The sequence below is a fragment of the Flavobacterium sp. N502540 genome (assembly GCF_025947365.1).
Lineage (GTDB): Bacteria > Bacteroidota > Bacteroidia > Flavobacteriales > Flavobacteriaceae > Flavobacterium.
Map to the genome: position 1 here is coordinate 5,165,864 of NZ_CP110012.1, position 20,151 is coordinate 5,186,014.

14 protein-coding genes are annotated in these 20,151 nt (G+C 35.4%); all 14 read right to left on the reverse strand.

Features of this window, described 5'->3' with window-relative positions; genetic code table 11:
- Window positions 1-7: 7 nt before the first annotated feature.
- On the reverse strand, window positions 8-4,171 hold the full coding sequence (locus OLM58_RS21360) for a DUF6531 domain-containing protein (RefSeq protein ID WP_264530571.1): 4,164 nt from the start codon (window positions 4,169-4,171) through the stop codon (window positions 8-10).
- 2 nt (window positions 4,172-4,173) lie between these two features.
- Window positions 4,174-5,523 (reverse strand): hypothetical protein, encoded by a 1,350-nt coding sequence (locus OLM58_RS21365; RefSeq protein ID WP_264530572.1) that lies wholly within the window; start codon window positions 5,521-5,523, stop codon window positions 4,174-4,176.
- An 8-nt stretch (window positions 5,524-5,531) separates the two neighbouring features.
- Entirely contained in the window at window positions 5,532-7,301 is a 1,770-nt protein-coding gene (locus OLM58_RS21370) for a type VI secretion system Vgr family protein (RefSeq protein WP_264530573.1), read from the reverse strand.
- A gap of 93 nt (window positions 7,302-7,394) precedes the next feature.
- Window positions 7,395-8,051: a hypothetical protein gene (locus OLM58_RS21375; RefSeq protein WP_264530574.1), complete on the reverse strand. Its 657-nt coding sequence runs from the start codon at window positions 8,049-8,051 to the stop codon at window positions 7,395-7,397.
- Window positions 8,038-8,901 (reverse strand): glucosaminidase domain-containing protein, encoded by an 864-nt coding sequence (locus OLM58_RS21380; protein ID WP_264530575.1) that lies wholly within the window; start codon window positions 8,899-8,901, stop codon window positions 8,038-8,040. Before OLM58_RS21380 ends, OLM58_RS21375 begins: the two co-directional genes overlap by 14 nt.
- Before the next feature lie 383 nt (window positions 8,902-9,284).
- Window positions 9,285-9,680, reverse strand: a complete 396-nt coding sequence (tssD, locus tag OLM58_RS21385) for a type VI secretion system tube protein TssD (RefSeq protein ID WP_017496350.1) — start codon at window positions 9,678-9,680, stop codon at window positions 9,285-9,287.
- 478 nt (window positions 9,681-10,158) lie between these two features.
- On the reverse strand, window positions 10,159-10,860 hold the full coding sequence (locus tag OLM58_RS21390) for a hypothetical protein (protein WP_264530576.1): 702 nt from the start codon (window positions 10,858-10,860) through the stop codon (window positions 10,159-10,161).
- A gap of 2 nt (window positions 10,861-10,862) precedes the next feature.
- Window positions 10,863-12,494, reverse strand: coding sequence for a PAAR-like protein (locus tag OLM58_RS21395; RefSeq protein ID WP_264530577.1), 1,632 nt, complete (start codon window positions 12,492-12,494; stop codon window positions 10,863-10,865).
- Window positions 12,494-13,240: a hypothetical protein gene (locus OLM58_RS21400; protein ID WP_264530578.1), complete on the reverse strand. Its 747-nt coding sequence runs from the start codon at window positions 13,238-13,240 to the stop codon at window positions 12,494-12,496. The genes OLM58_RS21395 and OLM58_RS21400 overlap by 1 nt, the downstream gene beginning before the upstream one ends.
- Before the next feature lie 3 nt (window positions 13,241-13,243).
- Window positions 13,244-15,301: a phospholipase effector Tle1 domain-containing protein gene (locus OLM58_RS21405; RefSeq protein ID WP_264530579.1), complete on the reverse strand. Its 2,058-nt coding sequence runs from the start codon at window positions 15,299-15,301 to the stop codon at window positions 13,244-13,246.
- Window positions 15,302-15,334: 33 nt separating this feature from the next.
- On the reverse strand, window positions 15,335-16,864 hold the full coding sequence (locus OLM58_RS21410) for a DUF2931 family protein (protein ID WP_264530580.1): 1,530 nt from the start codon (window positions 16,862-16,864) through the stop codon (window positions 15,335-15,337).
- A gap of 221 nt (window positions 16,865-17,085) precedes the next feature.
- On the reverse strand, window positions 17,086-17,283 hold the full coding sequence (locus tag OLM58_RS21415) for a hypothetical protein (protein ID WP_264530581.1): 198 nt from the start codon (window positions 17,281-17,283) through the stop codon (window positions 17,086-17,088).
- Between the two features lie 11 nt (window positions 17,284-17,294).
- Window positions 17,295-18,071, reverse strand: a complete 777-nt coding sequence (locus OLM58_RS21420) for a hypothetical protein (RefSeq protein WP_264530582.1) — start codon at window positions 18,069-18,071, stop codon at window positions 17,295-17,297.
- Window positions 18,072-18,153: 82 nt separating this feature from the next.
- Complete coding sequence (locus OLM58_RS21425; RefSeq protein ID WP_264530583.1) at window positions 18,154-20,031, reverse strand: type VI secretion system Vgr family protein; 1,878 nt, start codon at window positions 20,029-20,031, stop codon at window positions 18,154-18,156.
- Between the last annotated feature and the right edge of the window lie 120 nt (window positions 20,032-20,151).

The following is a 20,151-nucleotide window of genomic DNA, read 5'->3' on the forward strand; positions in this document are numbered from 1 at the left end:
TATTTTATTATTTACATTTTTTCAAAGGTTGATAATGATCTTTAACTCTCTTATCAATCACATCTTCATAATTATCTCCAAAGGTATCCTTTAACCATTTTTCTCCTAAATCTCTACGAAACGTTTTCTTTTTATTTCCCATATCAACAGGTCGTTGAGCATTTGTCAAAGGATCTAATTCACCTCTTTCTACCATCTTGTTCATTCTCTCATATGTAATTTGTTCAACTCCTTGAGCTGTATCTGTATTTGGTATATCTTTAAAAATATCTGTTGCAGTCGATTTATTTCCATACCTAGTAGCGGCATTTTGTTTTGCTTTTCCAACATATACTTCTTTATTTCTTAAATATACTGTTGAAAGACCAAAGATATCAATCCAAAAATTTGAATCTTTTACATAAGCATAAAATGCACTTCCCCCTTCAAGCCCTATTGGATCCTGACTCACATAAAGTCCTGTCTCAGAAGAGTAATACCTAAACCTATTATAGTATAACCCAGTCTCTATATCCTCGTACTGCCCTAACTGTCTAAAAGGAATAAAACTTCTATCTCCAATTAGATTGTATAAATCACCATAGATATCATAATCCGTTTCCCAGACTATATGACCTTCCTCACTATAAGCTTGAATAGGCCTTCCAATATAATCACTAATAATGGAGAACTTTTCATTTTCAACAATCTTAGCACTTGGTACAAGAGAACCTCCCTCATAAATCCAAGTTATTACATTCTCGACGGGCTCATGTTTGTCGTATATTAGATCATCATCTTCAATAATTAATTTAGGTCTTTCGTTCAGGTCGTACTTCCATTCATGAATAAGAACATTTACATCCCAAACATAGCGATTTATTTTTTGGTTTGCAATTTTTGCAGTGCGTCGGCCCAGGGCATCGTACTCAAAATGTACTTTCTTTCCATCCGGGTTGGTAATGCTCTCGAGCATACCATTCGCCAGCCAGCTGTAGGTGGTATCTCCGTCCTGCCACTGTTCATGTTCTTGCTGTAGTCTGGTTTCTTCGGTTTTGTTGCCTGCCAGTTTATCGATCCAGTTGGTGGCTTCTTCAAATTTTAGTTCTTCGTTAATGTTTCTGGAACTTTTATGTATCAGGTTACCCAGTTCGTCGTATTTATAATAATACTTTTCGTCCTGTAACAGTTTACCACCTTTACCATACTTACGATCGCTGCGATCCGGAGTTTTATAAAGATTTCCTACTGCATCCGGGGTTTTATAAAGCTGTCCTTTACCATTATAATCAGCCTTGGCAAGATTACCAAAATCATCATAATCAAAGTAGGTGATATTAGAGGTCATTTGGTTGACTGCACTACGCAATTGCTGGTTGGTATCCCAGTTGTAATAACGGGAACCGGTGCGTTTGCCATTGGCAAATACTTCCTGTTCTTTTTGTTTTCCGTTGTTATTGTAACTGGTTTTAATGTGGAGTCCACCTGTGGTAAAGCGTTCTATCTCTCTTCCCAGTTCGTCACGTTTTAGGGTAGTTTCCCACTTCTGGTGCTGTTCTTTGAGCTCGTTGCTTTGTGCCTCGATGCGTTCCAACTGTCCTTTTGAGTCGTAGTGTGTGCTGATCTCTGCTCCTAAACTAGTGTTTATATGGGTGCGTTGTCCCAGTTTGTTGTAAGTAGAGGTAATAGTAATGGCATTATCATCTTTGTCGAGCTGTTGTTTTTGGGTTTCTTTTACGATGCGGCCCATTTCATCACGTTCCAGAAGGATACTTACATTTTGATTTACGGCTTCTGTTAAAAGTCCGTTTTTGTTGTAAGTGTAGGTTTCCCAGGTACCGTCATGATAGTCGGCTCTGGTGATTCGTCCCAATGCATCCTGCTCGTATTCGGTAAATTTTCCGTTGCCATGGTCTATTCTGGTGACTTCCCCTGCGAGATTGCGCTGGTATTTTTTAACCATACCATCAAAAGCGGTTTCTTTGATTATTTGCCCGGCTTTGTTGCGGCTAAAATAGTAGACTTCGTTGTCTTCGTTTTTGATGGCTTGCAACTGTTCCATCTTGTCGTAATCAAAACGAACTTTTACGCCATTTTGCTCGCGTGTGGCAAGGCTTCCCAGTGGGGTATAACTGAATTTAACGCTATTTTTATTGTCTTTTAAAGCTATGACTTCATCGTAATTGTTGTAGGTAAACTGTATGACATTGCTGTCTTTCTCTACAATTTGTCTTACGCGGTCCAGTGCATCGTAGCTAAAATAATCGGCCATTTGCATTGGGGTGTAGATCGCCTGTACGCGTCCGCGATGGTCGTACTCCCATGATTTTAGTTTTTGGTTGTTCTCACGCCATTCTATCAGGTTGAATTGATCGTCATAAATCAGTTCGAGATTGTTGTTGTTTTTGGCCACTGTCGCCAATAGTCCATTATCGTGATAACTAAAATGGGTAGTAGTTTTATCGGGAGCAATAATCGTTTTGAGCTGATCTTCTCTATCTTCTTTGTACAAATAAACAGTTTTATTACCTTCGGGATCTATGGCTATCGACAGGCGGTTCTCCTCATCGTAAATCATGATTTCTTCGGTACCATCCGGGTAAACGGTGCCGGTTTTGTTTCCTCTGTCATCGTAATTAAAACCCAGAATGCGTCCTTCGGGATCAATCTCGCGATAGAGTTCCATAAATTCGGTATAATCGTAAAAGGTACTGTTGCCTATTGGGTCTTTTACTTGTGTAATCAGCTGGCTTGGTTCGTAATAATAAGTGGTTACGGCCAGGTTGGAGTCTGTTATCAGATTATAACCTTCCTCGGGGTGGTATTCCATCCAGCCTTCCTGCCAGCCACCATCACCCCAGGTGTGGATACAGCGGTTTTGGGTGTCATATTCCCAGTAAAAAGCTTGTCCGTTACGGTCAGTTTTTTTGACCATTAAATGATTTTCATATTCAATGGCTGTCGGTTTTTGCAATGCATCAATAATAGCACTTATGTTACCTTGCTTATCGTACTCGTAGGCTACTAAAAGTTCGTCCTGTTCCGGTCCAACAAGTTCCAGCTTTTGAATGAATCCGTCCTTAGTGCTTACTTTGATCTCCCTGCCTGCAGCATCGATGATTTTTTTCAGGCGATTGGCTGTAAATTCGAAAACGATGTTAAGTCCGTTAGCATCACTAATTTGGGTAAGTTGGTATTTTTTACCGTCAAACAAGGTAAAATCGTAAAAAAGCTTGCTTTGATGATCGTAAGCCTGATAGCCGTCGGGAGTTCTTTTCAGAGTTGTTTTTTCTTCACGGAGGTAAAATTCTTCCTCGGGCATCAGGATAGGAAAAGCAACAAGCCGTCCGTCGTCCATGCGAAGTCCTAAGGCATCGTCCTCGGAGTATAATTCTACCGCTCTGTCGTATACACTATGTGTTCCATAACCGAGCCATCCCACATAAGGAGAATCAGAATACCAGCTGCGTTTCCAATTTAAGGGAATTGGACTTGCCAGATCAAAATCACTACCGTCATAAATCACCGCACCATTGACCACATTTACCGGGTCATTAACACATTTTCGGAGTCCATCTTTAAGCCCTTCGGGAGTTTTCGATCCTTTAAGTTTAATCTTTTTAACAAGTCCCCTAACTTTTTTCATTAAGGTACTAAAACCAATACTAGCTAATAAGCCTGTAAGGACTCCTCCCCAATCGGGAGGATAGGGTCCACCAACCATTACGGGTTTCCCCGTTGGGATAGGCAATGAAAACGAGGTTGGGGCAAAAAGGGTTGGGGCAAACGGTAGCATCTTCTTGCCTATTTTGGTTTTCCCTAAAGACATCGATAGGGGGATGCCGATATCATTACAGGTCATTAGCATATGTCCTTTGGGACTCATCCTCGTACCGTCTGAAAAAACGGTTTGTGAGGCGAAAAAATTCATACTTTCATGGCCTATGATAGGTGTCATAAGCCAGGGTGGCGTAAAAAGAGGAATGTGCATCAGAGGTATTATGATACCGCTGGTGTCTGAGTTTCCACGTTTAAAACCATTTACATGCACAGTGGCACCTAAAAACGGAACATAATCAAAAGGATCCATCACAATACCTATATAAGGATGAAAAGGATTAAAAGGGGGTAGGGTAGTAAAATGAATGTCTATCCCCACTACAATGGTCAAATGATTATCGGTTAATAACATAATTAATAGGTGTTGCTTAATTGATATTCCTCTTGTATCTGTTTGGCTATTTGTTTTGGATTGTCGTTCCAGTTTTCTCCAAAAATGAGTACCATTCGTTTAAAAACAGCTTCTTTTTCTGAATAGTCAATTTTAGGATCACTCTCTAAATAACTATCCGCAATAAAAGTAAAGTTGGCAATTTTGAGGGTTTCGTCACTCAATGCGTATCCGTACTCAAAAGCATCATTTAAAATTTCGGTATATCGACTGCCTTTTTTCTTGGCAGCCAGCAGCAATGCATAATTGTACCCGTTGATCACCTGCATTTCCTGATTTATTTCTTTAGCAATTGCTACTTGTTTTAAAAAATAATCAATCGCTGTATCTGTATTTCCAATAATGCTGTGATGCGAACCTTTGTAAACTAATAATTGCATTAAAATTCCAGCAACATCTTCTTTCTCTTTATAAAACGGAGTCGTAATTTTTATTCCTTTATCCAATAGTTGATGAATAAGCTCCTTCTCGTCTTTAAACTGGAATAAAAAACTGGCATAGATCAAATAAGACGAAGACCAAAAACTGGTTTCTCCCGTACTCTTACTAATGTCGATAAGCTCATTACCCAGTTTTTTTACTTTCTCCTGTTTTTTGTTTTTTGCTGCCTCACCAATTTCAAATAAACATTTTCGGTAACGTACCTGTGGATCATTTGGATTTCCTTGTGTAGCTATTTCTTTGTAAGCTTTGTTTATTTCCTGATTTGGAATTTCTATAATGATTCCGTTTTCCTTTGCTGCAAAAACTACATCACGATACTGCTGTCTTTCCTGATAATCCAAAAACAGGAAACCAATATTTTCCGGTAGTAAAACAGCCAGTTCATTGAGGCTTTCGGTCAACAAATCGGTATTAGTTACTTTTTTGATTAAAAAACTTACGATTAGAAGATTTCCGGTTTTTGCTTCAAATTCTTTAAAACTAATAAGCATTTTGATGTAGAATTCCTTCAGACTTTCAATACTAAGCTGATTAATTTCCGGAAGTACTTCTTTAAAAGTGGCAAAATCTTTCCAATTCCAATCGGGATTCTTTTTCAGGTCTTCTTCAAAAGTTACAATCCATTGCTCTATGATTGTGCTGTAAAAATCTTTTTTATCATCAAAATCAACAGCAAAAGCAACAAACGAATCTTCAGATTTACCATAGGCGGAAGATTCTAACCGAATAAAAGCATCCATTAAAGGAAAATCATCCTTAAAACAAACCATACTGAATACTTTAGCTTTTGGCTTTTCTTTTCGGGTTTTGTTCCAGATTTTCTGAATGTTCTCGACTCTTACAGCGATAGGATTGTGCGTATTATGCATTTCTTATTCTAATTTAAGTTCACCACTCCACCTTTAACATTGGTCATTGTTTTACCGTCTATATCAACAACCTTTCCTTCTGCCAAAATGGTATTTTTACCTTTTATATTGATACTTGGCGCTTCATTACCGATTTGGGTGTCACTTTTCACACTCACCTCATCCGTACCAACAGCTACTATTTTTTTACTGTCGACATTGACCTCATTTATACCATTTATGTTTACCTTTTCATCAGCAAGAATGTTAATTTCTTTAGACAAAACGTCTATTTTGTTTGGAGCATAAATGGTCATGGTCCCGTCACCGTTAAGTTTTACCATATTACCACTTGGGTCTGTTGCGGTAAAACTATTATCTCCTTCATCTAAAACTAAAGAAGTACCTCCTCTGGTCGCAAAGCTCCTTTTGTTGTTATCCTGGCCACCGCCTCCGCCACTTTTTCCATGAAATACACTTCCCAGAATGAAAGGTCTGTTGGGATCTCCATAACGGAAATGAACCATAACATGATCCCCTACATCTGGAATAAATACCATTCCTCGGTTACTTGCTACTTTTCCGCTGCTTCCCGCATCAGGAGTTAGAACACGAAGCCAGGCTGTTTTCATAGAAGTACCTTGCTGCCAAAGCATTTGCACTCTAATTCTTCCTTTGTTTTTAGGATCTGTATTGCTTTCTACCAGAGCTTGCTGTGTTTGTGCTATTGGATAAGCTACATCAGGTTCCGGAAGACTCAATACTTTTGAAGGTATCGCTCTGAAGTTATTTTCGTACTCTCCTAAATGGGTCGCATAGTGGCTAATTTCGGTAATAATATAGGAGCCTACTTCTTGTGTTATCATACTTTCGTTTTCTAAAACACTAGATTTTATGTTGACTATGCTTCCTATTTTTAATTTTGTATTTTTAGTCGTTGCCGAAACATAATTGGCATCGGCAGCGGCGCTTTCCTGTTTCTTTTTTAAGAAAGATTCTAAAACCAAATCGTCACCTGTACTTACTATTCCGTGTGTAAATGCTGGCGTTGCAAATACCTCTTTAGAACTGGCAAAAGCTTCATTACCTAATTTTGGCAAACCGCCTACCGTGTCTTTCGATTTTGCGGTATAGCGTTTGTCAGCGCTTTCGTTATAAGTAAAAGCACTGAATTTATTCGGTACTGCCTGTACGGATATTTTTAGTTTTGAGATATCACTATTGTAGGTCAAAGAGATCGGCTTGTCGAAACTTTTAGGTTTCCCGAAGATTAACTTCTCCCCATCATAATACAGCCATTCGTTGTATTGTTTTGCCAATCGCTGAATGAACTGAAAATCGGTTTCAAGGTATTGATTCTGATAGTCCATTTTGCTGGAATATTCAGGGTTTACCTCGTTTTGTAACTGCTCCGCTGCTCCATTCTTTATAGCTTCTTTAACGATATCTTTTAAATTCATTTCTTCCCAGGAATGCAGCTTTTCACCGGACTCCAACAAGATGGTCTTTGAATAACCTGATACTACAATATGGTTGCCTGAATGCCCCATTTCCTGATCAAAATCGATATTGGTCACTACTCCTAAAAAGTTATTTTTGTCTTCAAGGATGATGTGTACCACTTTACCCAGCCAGGCCTGAGCATTTTCAAGCGTATAGGCCAAAGGACTTTCGACAACAGCATGAGGAACACGAATTTCGAATCGATGATGATCGTTTATCACTTGTACCAATTCTATACTGGTAAAATGACTTATTCTCTTGGAATCTATTCCAAAAATTATGGTTTGTGGTATCATTATTTTAATCTTTTTAGTTAGTACTAACTATTTATGTCTATCGGATCAGTGTGGTGTTATTTAATTTTATAAATCTTGTATCGATTATTGTATTTAAGGAATGTTATTATTATCTGTATTTAAAAACTTCAACAATGTCTCATTGTTCTCTAACATTTCGGAGGTCAAATTCAATTCTTTAGTACCTTGATGCGTTATTAAATTTTTACCGATTTTGTAATAATGAACGGTTGTTTTTCCTTCATAATTTAAGCTGTTCGCGCTTATAATTATGTTGTTTTTTTCATTAAAATAAAAAGAATTAATCCCGGTAGTAATGATATCAGATCGTTGTTTGAACTGATAATTAATTTCTTTTTTATTAATTAAATCAATTGCAATCAGATTTATTCTATTATTTACCTCACTCAAGGGTAATAAAAGAATATGATTATTTGTGATGTAAACGTTTGTCGATTTATCATTGGCAATAAGACCATTTATGGGAAATACATTATCGAATCGATTTGGATATGCGATTTTAATAATATTATTTCTACCCTGGTTCACATAAATACTATCTTTATAATATTTAATGGTATATAAAAGCCCCTTTCGGTCTTTAACTTCTAAACTGTCAATTTCAAATTTTACCTGTTCCTTCTTAATTTCATTTATCGAAATAACATTTTCTTTATTCTTCGAATTACATCCAAGAAAAACAAAAAAAGTTAAAATTATAAGTAGCTTAAGTTCACTAGTTAATTTCATTTGAAACGGTGTTAAATTTTTCGTTCTGAATCACCAACTGTCTTTTTTCTCCTTCCAGTGTACTTTTTACGGGATCAGTAAACAAAAGTGAATTGCCTGTCAGGATTGTATTTATTTCCTTTAACCTTTCTTTATTAGCCTCTATCTGGAAGTCTAAGCTATTTTTGAAACGCTTCTTTACTCCGCCGATTTGTTTGAGCAGATGCTCTCCATAATGATTGGCACCACTGCTGTCCATATCAGCATTATAGGCGTACTTCCCTCCATGCCTTTCTTTAGCTGTAGGATAATATGTTCCTGTATTAAAAGCCTTGTCAATATCATCTGCTGTTATGGTGTCATTTTTTATTATACTGGAAAAATGACTCCAGTTTTTGTCTATTTTGTTAAAATAATCCGTCAAAGCGGCCTGATAACCTCCCAAATTGGAGTAATCTTTAACGGTACCGTGGCTGGTACTTCTTTTGAAGGGTTTTCCCATAACTCCAAATAAGTTATAGTCCCCATGTTTTATTGCGGATGCTCCATATCCACTTTCTAAACTTGCCTGTGCCAATACTAATAATGCGCCTTGGGAGGATGCTCCTTTTGCTTTTGCGAAATCATATATTTCGACTGCAATTGTGGTCAAAAACTGATGGTGAACCGGTTTTTCTTTTTTAGGTGGTGCACTTATAGCTTTAGCTTTAACATCTTCGGCTACACGATTACCTTGCGGGCTTCTTCTTTGCATCATTGCGCCCACTTTATCTGTGTTTTCCCACTGACCTGTTTGTCTATTATACTGAGGTCCTTTGACACCTAATGAACTGGCGTTCTTATGTTTTCCTGAAGATGAAGTTTTAGCCATGAGATTGTTGATTAGATTGAGATACCTCAATAGTCATAAAACAATATCTCTTTTGGGGATTTATTTCGTAGGTTATTTTTTGTGGTATCATTGGGGTTTGGGGGTTATTTTATTAAGAGGGCTTCCATCTTATAAATTGCTTTAATATAAAATCCCTTAGAAAAGTATATTTTAGCAATACACTTATCTACTGCATAAAAAGAAAAAATTATTTCAACTTTCTGACAACGGAACTAAAAATAGGCCGAACAAAAAATCTCTTTCTAAGATTTTCCTTCAACTGAACCGCTAAAATTAAAGCCTAAAAAATCCAGATCTTTTTATTTATAAAGGAAACAAGAAGCGATATGGTATCGCTTCTTGTTTCTCACAACTAGCAAAAATTAGATTTTAGCCCAGTTGTTATCTAATGTAGCATTACCTAATGTAATTTTCTCTGCAGAGAATGTAATCTCAGTAGTCATTGGAGTTTCAGCCAAAGCGTCTAACTGCTCGCTAAAGAATACAATAAAAGCATTTTCAAAAGAAAGTTCTTTCATTACTTGCTCAGAGTCAGCTTTGAAAAATTTTACTTTTCCGCTTACTGGTTTGTGTTGACTGTTTACCGCTTGTTCGATAACTGTAGTGTTGTCAGTAGATTTTACTCTTAAGTTTAATCTTCCTCCTTTAATTTCAGAAGAAACAGCTCCTTTACCGTCAGTATGTCTTAACATATCAACTTTTGAAAATAATACTTGGTACTCGTTTCCTTCGAATTCTAAAACTGCTTTAAATGCCATAATAAAAAATTTAAGTTGTTAAAAAATGTTTTTTTAGAATCCTCTTTCCTTTTGTATGACTAGTATGAACAAAAAAAAGAGGTATTCTACATGATTTTAGAATACCTCTTTTTGTACTAACGTACTTTTCATAATTGCTTCTTGTAGGAAGATGAGGGTGATTCGCAATCAATATTTGTACGAATATACAAATACAATTTTGAAAAACAAGTTAATTCGTAATCTTTTTCATAGAAATAAAGAAAAAATATTGCTTTAAGCCAATCAAAAATGTAAGAATCCAGTATTTACGGGGGCTGACAGAAAATTCACCTTTTTCTTCTACAACCAAAATAGTCGTATAAAAAAATCCTACCTCACTCTTTCTTGTTTTTTCAATACTTTTTTTATGAATTTTTCCACTTCTTTAGATTCATAAAAATCAAAACAGTTACAAAAAACAATACCGTTATTAAAACTATTCCTTCTTTTATTTTTTTTATTTAGTCAATAATCTCTTTTTGAATACTGGGACGATATATCTTTCAATTTCTCTCCATTCGAAATGAACACTAAACTCTTCATATCCACTATTCCTATAATTTTTAGTATCAAAAATTGAAAAATAAAAGTCCGGAACGCTTTTATTTTTATCGATGATTATTCTAAAATTTAATAAATCATTTGATTTAAATGGTAAATTAATGTCCTGGTCTTTTAATTTTTTTCTGATTTTTTTTAACAGTCCGGGTTTATCTACAAATAAATCTAGTCCAACTCGTTTACCATTATTCAGATCAAAACAATAATACTGAATTGCTTCCCACGGTGATCCATAAGATTGAATTCCGATTGAAATACTAATAATCTTATTTTTATCATAGTAAATTTCATAATGTTCAAATCCCGAATTTGACTCTCGTAAAGTGTTGTTCAAAATACGTTTAGAGAGCGTATCTTTTTTCATTCTGATTCTATCCTCAGGTTTACCAACAAAAGATTTGTCAAATACTTCATAAGTATTCTGCGTAATTGCATATACTTTATTATTTATCTTCGCAATATCCGGATTGATTTTTAACTCTTCAATTATCAAAAAGCCAGAATCTACAAATACTGAATCTTTTAAAATTTTAAGATTCTGACTATGTAGTGAAATTGAAAAAAAAATAAGTACTATTGTTATAAATTTGTTTTCCATTTCTATTTTGATTTTACTTCTTCTTTTTTTGTAGGATTCTTTTTTTCCTCTTCCTCTAGAATTTTTTCAGCCTCTTTATCACCGCTCTTTTTTTGTTTCTCTAAATATTTCTTTGCTTCTCCCTTTTGTCCATCATCACCATTTTCTAACATAAGTTTATAGTGTCTATTAATATCAAAAGCACCTTCCTTTCTAGCTCTTACTAAATTGGCTCTTCTATTATTTTTTCCAACTTTACCATCGTACTCATTAACACATTTTATAACAAGTTCTATATCATCATTATCAGCGTGCTCCTTTGCAAATTTTTTATTTTTCTTTGTCCCATCATTCCAAAAATATAATGCAGATTGTGTTGCATACATTGCATCATCTGATATTTTTAAATAATTACCTTTTAATTGAACCCCATCTTTCTCAGCTGTAAAATCTATCTGCCCTGAAGTATCCCCAGTGAAAGTATTTTTATTTCTATAGTTTGTAAAATTTACATAATTCCCTCTTCCTGTCAATTGTTTTAAGCCTCGTCCTTTAAATTTCCATCCATCTCTAGTTAATTCGTCTCCATTCCCTAATCCTCTTTTATCTCCTGCATAAGGAGCATATGCTCTCGACATCAAAGGGACTCCAAAGTGCGAATGTGCTTTTAGATAAATTTTATAATCAATTGTTTTGTCAGCTTTTAATACTTCTTTAATTAATTTGTCGTTATATTTTTTCTTATCTTTTGAATCTTTTTCACCTTTAAAAGCTGCATAAAGTTCTTTATCAACAATTGATGGTTTGTCTTTAAGAAGAAGTAACTTTAATTCATCATTTGTTTTAGTAAGGGCTAATCCTTTCGCATCAACTATTTTAAATATAGAACTAAGATTATCCTTCAATGAATTAACTATAGTCTCATTTATTTCTATTAGACTTGAACTAAAAACGCCTGGTGGATTAGAATAATTTTCGTATTCAGAAAAAGTTGTAAAATTTGCACTTTCAACACCAATTTGCGAAATAAAATGAGCTTTACGTAAACAAGTATCCAGTCCAAAATCTTTTCTGTATTTATTCAAATATGGCAAAATAGAATCGATTATCTCTGTTTGCTTTGCAGATAACTTTTTGACATCTATCGTTTTTCTGATCAACTCACTGGTAAACTCTTCCTCACAGTGCGTACATTTGTAAGTTTTTTGCTCTTTGACCGGCGGCACAGGCGCAGCTGTAGTATCAATCTTTTCCGGTGCATTGCGTTGCGCAGAGTCTGTGATTTTAATATCGACTCCTCCATAATTGCATTTAATTGTACTTTTAAGTAGTAATGGAAATTTTTCCTGAAAATACACCGTTCCCACATCTTTCCAGTCGGCAAGCTGCATTACTGAAGCGCATGGACTTGAACTCTGAGGGCTTTTTTTGCAGTTGCCTTTAAAGATTACACTTTTCTTGTCTTTCTCGACAATCGTTGCTACTTTTTTATCTTGTATGGTAGGAGTATCAAAATTTACTTTTAAGTCGCCCTCCGGAACGGTACATAAGTCACATTTTAGTTTGGCTCCGTCGATAACAAATTTTAAGCCATCCTCGGCTTCCTCTTTTTCCTCGCGTTCTTTTCGTTTTTGAGTATTATCTGGTTTTGCCATTAAAGTGATGTTTTATTAATGTTATACAAAATGCTCAATCTTTCTTTTTCTATTTCTAATGTTGCCAATTCTATCTGATGTTCTCTGTACTCTAAAGTACCATCATATTTTATGCTATCTGTCTTTGCACTCTCCTCAAAAGGTTTTCCTGATACAAAGTAGGTATCCAATTTCTCATCTTTTGGATAAACGTGTTCCAACATTATAGCGCTCCCGCAATCTATTATTTTTTTTTGCCTTTCAACGGGGGACGGGTTTCGATATAAACTAAAAAAATACAAACCAAACATTTTATAATCGGAGAAGAAGATTATCATTTTTTGCTCGTCTTCTACCGAACTGCTAATATCCTGCAGGTATGATTCTGCCACAAAACCAACATTATCTATGGCCAATTTGGCACGAACAATTTCCCATCGCTTTCCCAGCTCCTCAAAATTTACTATTTTGATAATTTTGCCATAGTTATTTACTTCAACTTCAACTTCGTCAAAAGCAGCTCCTATTCTTTTGAGAAAAATAAGATTCTCTGTAGATAAATTACTTGTGATTTCGATCTCGGAAAGAAATAACTGAAACAACTTATCATTTCCATTGTCTTTGTACCTCGTGATAGCAATCTTTCGGGTGTAATTTATTTTTTTTATCTTTTTTGGATTCGAAAAATCAGTTGTTACCGTTTCAAATACAAACTCATTTATTTTATCAAGCTGTGGAAATACAACATCGTAATCTAAATAAGTCATACTTTAATGTGTTTTTCTTTTTCTGCCTTCATTGGGCTGCATCCCGAACCAATCTCTTGTTGAGGACCAATGCAGGTATTCATTCCTTAACTTCCTCAACATAGTTTGTGAGCTGTAACCAACAACAGTAACTCCCTCTATAGTATATGTTTTCATTTCAGGCTCTTTTTGCGGTATTTTAAGCGTCTCAAAGTCTAATTTAGGTTTATATTGCTCTACCCGTAAATTGTCGGCTACTACTTTGAGCTCTTCGTATTCATAAGTATGATTTTTGAGTTTTTGCTCTATACTTTGTATTTCAGCTTCACATCTCTGCTTTTCTATCCTTTCCAGTCTTCTTTGTTCGATTACTTCATCACTGATGAAATCCCATTCTTTCACCTCGTTGGTTTCATCCAGTGCATAAGGTGTTAAATAGCTTTCTACATCTGTCAAAAAATCATCTAATGGAAATTTCACAGCTGTTTCTTCTACAAAATACTCCTTCATTTCAGTACTTCTGGCATAAGTTTCCATAAAGTGCAGCGGAATATAACTGTACTCTTTTTTAACTCCTTCATACTGATCTTCGGTACCTTCTATTTTTTTTCCACGGATTCCTGTTAGTTTATAATAAGGTGGTACACTTATCCACTGCCTTTTTATTTTTATTTGCTCTTCTTTATACCAATATTGGTTTATCAAATCGTTTCTAAGGGCGTTCAATCCAGGTAGACTAGTAGGAATAATTCCATTTAGAAAAGCAAGTATACCCGCTTCGTCCTTTAAACTGGTTCCTATTTCATCTATTTCTTCTTTTTCGGTCATATAAGCTCCTCCTATATCGCAATGCACTCCCGGAAAATTCTTTTCGATGTATCTGCCTGGAATTTGATTGATTCGGGTAAGAGCAAAATTTTGACGATGTTCATCTTTGGCCGTAAAGTGTACTACTTTTTGACAGTATAAATTATTCAGGTGCAGCTCGGCAATGTCATCATTAAAATGTGTTGACCAAGCTTCTTTGATAAGTTTGCCTCCTTCGTCTTTCACATTTCCATAATCGTCATAATGATCCCGAACACCACTCTCTTCAAAATAAGAGGATACAGTATCATAAATCCCCACGAAACGGACGATGATCTCTACATTTTTTAAATACTCAAATTTAAGATTAGCCTTTTTAATCAGACTATATCCCAAATGTCCCATTTTAGGCAATTGATTCTGGATCAAACTACTATTGTCTATTTCATAATTATCGACATCGACAAAGGCCGTTCGCATTTTTTGAATGCGAACTCTACCGGATTGCGAACTTCGGGTTTCGACATACTCTACTCCACAAGGGATTTGTTTTTGTACGGCATTTGCGTAACCACTATCATGATTTACCTCATAAACCAGATTTCTTGCCGTAGCAGCACCTCGACTGAATCCAAATACATCGAGTGTGATTTGGGTAAGTTTTGTGGCATCATCACTCTCTGCCATCTTCAGTGCTACTTTATCTGCAATTTGCTCACAAGCGTTACGCACTCTGGCACGTATACCTGTTTGTCCCGAACCAAAGGCAAAACCATCTGTACTGTCGCGCATTAGGTTATCCGTTCCCATACCCGGCACATAAATGGCGTATTTTTTTTGTTCACAGCATTGCCACATACGTGCCACGTTTGTATAGTCGTTACTATAACTGTTATCAGTTCCCATACGATCCAGACCAAACTCGTTTAAAGGAACTCTATAGGAGGCAACGAGATATTTGTCTCTTTCATCAATAGCTTTAAACTCCGCTTCTTCGGCTGGAGTCTTATTTTTCTTGGAGAGGAGCTCTTCTATCCGTCCTTTATTCTTTATTTTTTTATATTTTTTTTCGTCTTCACTTTCCAGCGTCGCATTATCTTTTGAATAATCAATATTCCCATCAGCGTCCTTACCCCGACTATGCTTGTTACGCATATCGGTATTCGTTTTATTATTGAGTGTACCGTCTATAAAAATTCCAAAAGTCAGACGTAGCTCTTCCTGTTTTTCTTCATCTTTACTGCTTCCTGTATTGTATACAAATGTTTTTCCCATAGTTTATTGTATTTTACATTTTACCATACGACATTACTCCCAATCATCTGCTATAAATTTTACGGGTATTTCTTTCCCATTACCCTTAAGAGTAATACTAAAAATTTGAGGAGCATCGCCTTTTTTAATTTCCATTTCTATAGGAGCACCAGGCTTTAGCTTATCAAGACTTCTAAAAGTTTCAGCAATTTCATCTTCCTCAAATATTAGATCCGTAGCATTTATGAATTTATCTTGTTCATTATAATTAAAAGTTATTCTATAGGGAGGTGAGTTTTGTTGGAAAGGTATATCGATAAATCCTTTGTCTTTAAGAATCTCTTCCAAAGTATTACGTCTTATATTAATTTCATCTGGTTTTTTTGTACCCTTGGCAAACACAAAAACAGGACGCCAATTGTATTTATACTCACTTGTAACTATACTTGACTCAAAAACGTTTGTTTTACTTTTTTTCAATGGTATAACATCTGTACCGTTTTTTAGTGTCGCTCCCAAATAATCACTACCCGGGTTTATTTTAACTTCTAAATCAATATTTGCCTCAGGATTCTTTTTACGCAGCTCTTTGAAAGCATCAAAAATTTCTTTCTCATCAAAAATAAAGGAACCACTATACCCCTGTCCGTTTTTATCCCACCAACGCATACCTAAATTTCGCGGAATTGCTCTTTCGTGATACTCATTTTTGACAAATTCTTCTTCTAACAATGTTTCCCGTTCTCCATTAAACAGGCTAAAAGACAATTCATCCTGCACTTTTCCCTCTCTCACAAATACTGCTGTAGGGCGCCAATTGTACTTTATACGGTAGCTGTCCCAGAGTCCGTAAGGAATGGGCTTATTTTTGTGTGCTTCCTGATCTTCCGGAGCTATAATTTTCGGGTTTTTTAAAGTTCGAGCTCGATCAGCAGGATCAAATAACAGGCGTTCATGACTGTCCAAAGAAGCTATTTCTTTAGCACTTATCTCTGTCTTTTTTCCTTGATATCGTCCTATTTCTACATCTTTCTGTCCGCCTTTCAACCAGACCACTACTACGCCTCCCGGAGCAAAACCCACTGTGATGTGCTTGTAAGTTGTCATTACTTTTCCTCTTTTTCGAACAATGCTCTGAAAGCCTTCGTTGAATAGTTTTACCATTTTTGGATAGTCCAACTCTGTATCGATATGATACATCACATCTTCAACATACGAATACCACGTACAGTTAAGTCTTTGTGGAATTGGCTTTTCACCCTGACTCATTCCTGAAGAATTCTCTCCCCAGTCTCCTATACCTGTGGTTGTACCAAAACCGTATATACCGGTTGTACTGTTGGGCTCTTCATTTACACCATTTGATACTAACGGGCCTTCAAGCCAGCCTCTATATACTTGTATTGGGTATCCTGAAGGACAACTTAAACCTTCCTGCCATTTAAAATTTGTTTCCATATTACTAAGGGGGGCTTTTATTGCGGAGCTATTAACCTTTTTATCGGTTTGCTTTTTCTCCTGACAAGAACTTGTTAACGTATTTGTTATAAGAAATAATAGTAAATAAAGGGCTATTTTCTTCATGCTTTTTTAAGTTTTACGCATACTGGTACTGTCTTAACGAACTACTTGTAAATATATAAAAAGTAAGATACATCTCATATTTTTCTTTATCCAGACTTGTTTCTGTACACTGTATATTTTTTACCTTTTTTATTTTATAACTTTAGTAATATGAAAGTTTTTTTCATAAAATTGTTTATTTATTTATACATATCCATCTGACTATTCTTGAACCTTTTCAATTATTCCTTTTTAATAGCTCTCAAAATAAGTCTCACGATTATAAAAAAAACAATAAAACACACACTAAAAATAATTCCTGCCAGAACCGCTGCTCCAAAGCTTATAAAGCCTTTTGAAAAAATGAAACTTGTAATAATCAGGGAAATAATTAAAGCAATTAGTAGTGATTTTATAATAATACTATTATTCTTGTTCATTATGTTTGTTTTTAATCGATATTTTCAATTTTAGAAAAATACTCCCTGAAAGTTTCTTTAAAATTGGATAAGTTTTGAATTCCTGATTGTATTACTTTCTCTTTACTGTAAATTTCATACTTTCCATTTCCGGTCTCTTTCCCTGTCCAGACAATTCCGGATTCAATTTTTCCGGATTCATTCGTTTTTAAATAGGTGATTATCGGAGGGGCAAATTTTTCAGCATAGCTTGCTAAATAGATTCTATAAAGAGCATCTTCTTTGGAAAAAAAATGGGCTATTGAATTAAAGGCGGAATCTAAATTTTCAGCATTTGCAGCATGATTTAAACTAGTAAAAAGTTTTATCAGATTCTGGTCGAAATTTTCATCGAGATCATTGAGATCAAAGCTGCATATAGAACTCTTTATTTTATTATTTACAAGAAAACTATATATGCTGTTGCTTTTGGGTAACTGATCTATATTCAAATTTATAGCTTCCAAATAGCCTACTATTTTCTTCTTATAAAATAGTTCGCTTATTTGCATCTGATCTTTAAAATATATCTTAATAACAGCAGCTGATTTTTCTCCATTACTCACTGTAATAGTATCTTTTCCTTTAGTAAAACTGAAGATGTTTCCATAATTTACCGCGTACATTTCTACAATAAAACTTTCCAGTTTTCCGTCAATATACTTTTTTGATAATGTACCGCCTTCTATTTCTGTTTTTTGTACCTCTTCCGCTTGTCCAAAAGAGAATGCACTTGCCAATAGAAAAATAAAAAATAAGAGTTGCTTCATTCTGATTTGATATTACGATTAAGTTTTCTTTGTCTGTACCGGTTTGTTTCAATTAGGATAAATCTTTACCAGTGTGCCTGCGCTATCCTTTATTTACTTTGGCATCAATGGCACCCAGTACTTTTGAGATTCCCGAACTTTTTATCAAAATATCTCCTCCTATGGCTTTGTGAGTTGTTGTCGCTGTGGTTTTATTTAAATTACCATTGATCTTTACGGTTTTATCACCCGATACTTTTTGCTCGTACATATTTGTAATAAGTTTGTAGAGTTCTGTAATATCGACTGTACTGCTTTTTCCAACTTTTAAGCTGTTGTTACCGTCGATAGTGGTTTTCTTGTTACCACCTACCCCTACAGTCATATTTTTACCAACAGTAATATCCAGATTATCACCAACATTGATGGTCATATTTTTAGGTGCATTTACAGTAATATTACCTTCACCATCCAAATAAACACTGTTGTCTGACGGGTCTTTTATCAGAATACTTTTCTGCTTATCATCAAAAGTGATGGTGCTCCCGCAACGGGTAAAGAAACTTTTAATATGATTGTCCAGCTTACCGCCTTCGCCTGTTTTTCCATTAAAAATACTACCAATCACATATGGTCTGTTAGGATCATTGTAACGAAAACTAACCATTACATGATCACCTACCTCCGGTATCGTAACCCATCCGCGATTTTTATTTACAACATCGCTGGTTCCTGCATTAGGAGTTAATACATACAGCCAAGGTGTGCGGGACTGCTGTTTTTTTTGCCATAATAATTCTACACGAACTCTTCCATTACCACTAGGATCATCATTGGCCACTACCACAGCTCTTTGTTCCTGCGCTATTGGCATGCCTACCTGAGGCTCGGGAAGTTTTTTTATTTTAGCAGGAAGTGCTCTGAAACTATTTTCGTACTCTCCAATTTCAGTAGCTTTATGTGTGATTTCGGTAATAATATAAGTACCTATTTCATTCGATTCAAATTGTGTCTTATTTGTACTCAATCCTTTTTGAAGAACCTCTGACTTATCTAATATTTGCTGAGATTCAATATTAATAATAGAGCCGATTCTTAGTTTTGGATTTGAGCTTGTTGCCGAAATGTAGTTTCCTTCTGCAGCTATACTCTCCTGTTTCTTTTTCAGGATACTCTCAAAATATACATCATCTCCGGTACTAAATTGTCCGAACTCGTAAGAAGCTGTACTGTATAACTTTTTGGAAGCTTCGAAGGCGTCTTTTCCTAATTTCGGTAATCCCTCTACTATGCTGTCATCTGTTTGTGCCTGATAAAGCTGATCGATATTTTCATTATAAGTATATCCGCTGTACTGATGGGGTTTTGCTTCTACCGATATACTTAAATTAAACAGGTCTTTGTTGTAAATTAATTTTATGGGAGAACTTTCTTGTTGTGGTTTTCCAAAAAAAAGTTTTTCTCCGTCATAAAATAACCATTCGTTATATTGTTTGGCTAATCTCTGGATATACTTAAAATCCGATTCCAGATATTGCGTTTGATATTCTATTTTAGAAGTAAATTCGGGCTCGATTTCATATTGCAGCTGTTCTCCTGCAGCAGTTTGTATGAGATCGTGCACCATATCTTTCAAATTGAGATTTTCCCAGGAATGTAACTTTTGACCGTAGTCTAACAAAATAGTTTTAGAATATCCTGAAATAACAATTTGACTGCCTACATGTCCCAATTCTTGTTGATAGCGAACGTTTGTTATAATTCCCAGAAAATTATTATTACCGCTTAGCCTGATGTGCAGCACTTTCCCAAGACATTCCTGGGCGCTTTCCATCGTATAGGCCCGAGGTCGTTCTATAACAGAATGTGGAATACTTATTGAAAACTCATGGTGAGCATTAATGGTTTGCTTTAAATCGATTTTAGTAAAATGAGAAATTTCTTTGCCGTCTATACCAAAGATTATTTTAGGAATGACCATAAATCTGTCTAGTTTTAAGTTTAATTCTTTAAAATTTTTAACTTAAACAGAGTATAGTCAAAGCCCTTTATTTTAAAGTTCTTCGCGCCGAATTCAATTTTAAGCTAAAAGATGTCATAT

Bases quoted from the DNA above. Each gene is read 5' to 3' on its own strand.
- OLM58_RS21360 (WP_264530571.1), bottom strand. From the start codon at position 4,171: ATGTTATTAACCGATAATCATTTGACCATTGTAGTGGGGATAGACATT.
- OLM58_RS21365 (WP_264530572.1), bottom strand. From the start codon at position 5,523: ATGCATAATACGCACAATCCTATCGCTGTAAGAGTCGAGAACATTCAG.
- OLM58_RS21370 (WP_264530573.1), bottom strand. From the start codon at position 7,301: ATGATACCACAAACCATAATTTTTGGAATAGATTCCAAGAGAATAAGT.
- OLM58_RS21375 (WP_264530574.1), bottom strand. From the start codon at position 8,051: ATGAAATTAACTAGTGAACTTAAGCTACTTATAATTTTAACTTTTTTT.
- OLM58_RS21380 (WP_264530575.1), bottom strand. From the start codon at position 8,901: ATGGCTAAAACTTCATCTTCAGGAAAACATAAGAACGCCAGTTCATTA.
- tssD (WP_017496350.1), bottom strand. From the start codon at position 9,680: ATGGCATTTAAAGCAGTTTTAGAATTCGAAGGAAACGAGTACCAAGTA.
- OLM58_RS21390 (WP_264530576.1), bottom strand. From the start codon at position 10,860: ATGGAAAACAAATTTATAACAATAGTACTTATTTTTTTTTCAATTTCA.
- OLM58_RS21395 (WP_264530577.1), bottom strand. From the start codon at position 12,494: ATGGCAAAACCAGATAATACTCAAAAACGAAAAGAACGCGAGGAAAAA.
- OLM58_RS21400 (WP_264530578.1), bottom strand. From the start codon at position 13,240: ATGACTTATTTAGATTACGATGTTGTATTTCCACAGCTTGATAAAATA.
- OLM58_RS21405 (WP_264530579.1), bottom strand. From the start codon at position 15,301: ATGGGAAAAACATTTGTATACAATACAGGAAGCAGTAAAGATGAAGAA.
- OLM58_RS21410 (WP_264530580.1), bottom strand. From the start codon at position 16,864: ATGAAGAAAATAGCCCTTTATTTACTATTATTTCTTATAACAAATACG.
- OLM58_RS21415 (WP_264530581.1), bottom strand. From the start codon at position 17,283: ATGAACAAGAATAATAGTATTATTATAAAATCACTACTAATTGCTTTA.
- OLM58_RS21420 (WP_264530582.1), bottom strand. From the start codon at position 18,071: ATGAAGCAACTCTTATTTTTTATTTTTCTATTGGCAAGTGCATTCTCT.
- OLM58_RS21425 (WP_264530583.1), bottom strand. From the start codon at position 20,031: ATGGTCATTCCTAAAATAATCTTTGGTATAGACGGCAAAGAAATTTCT.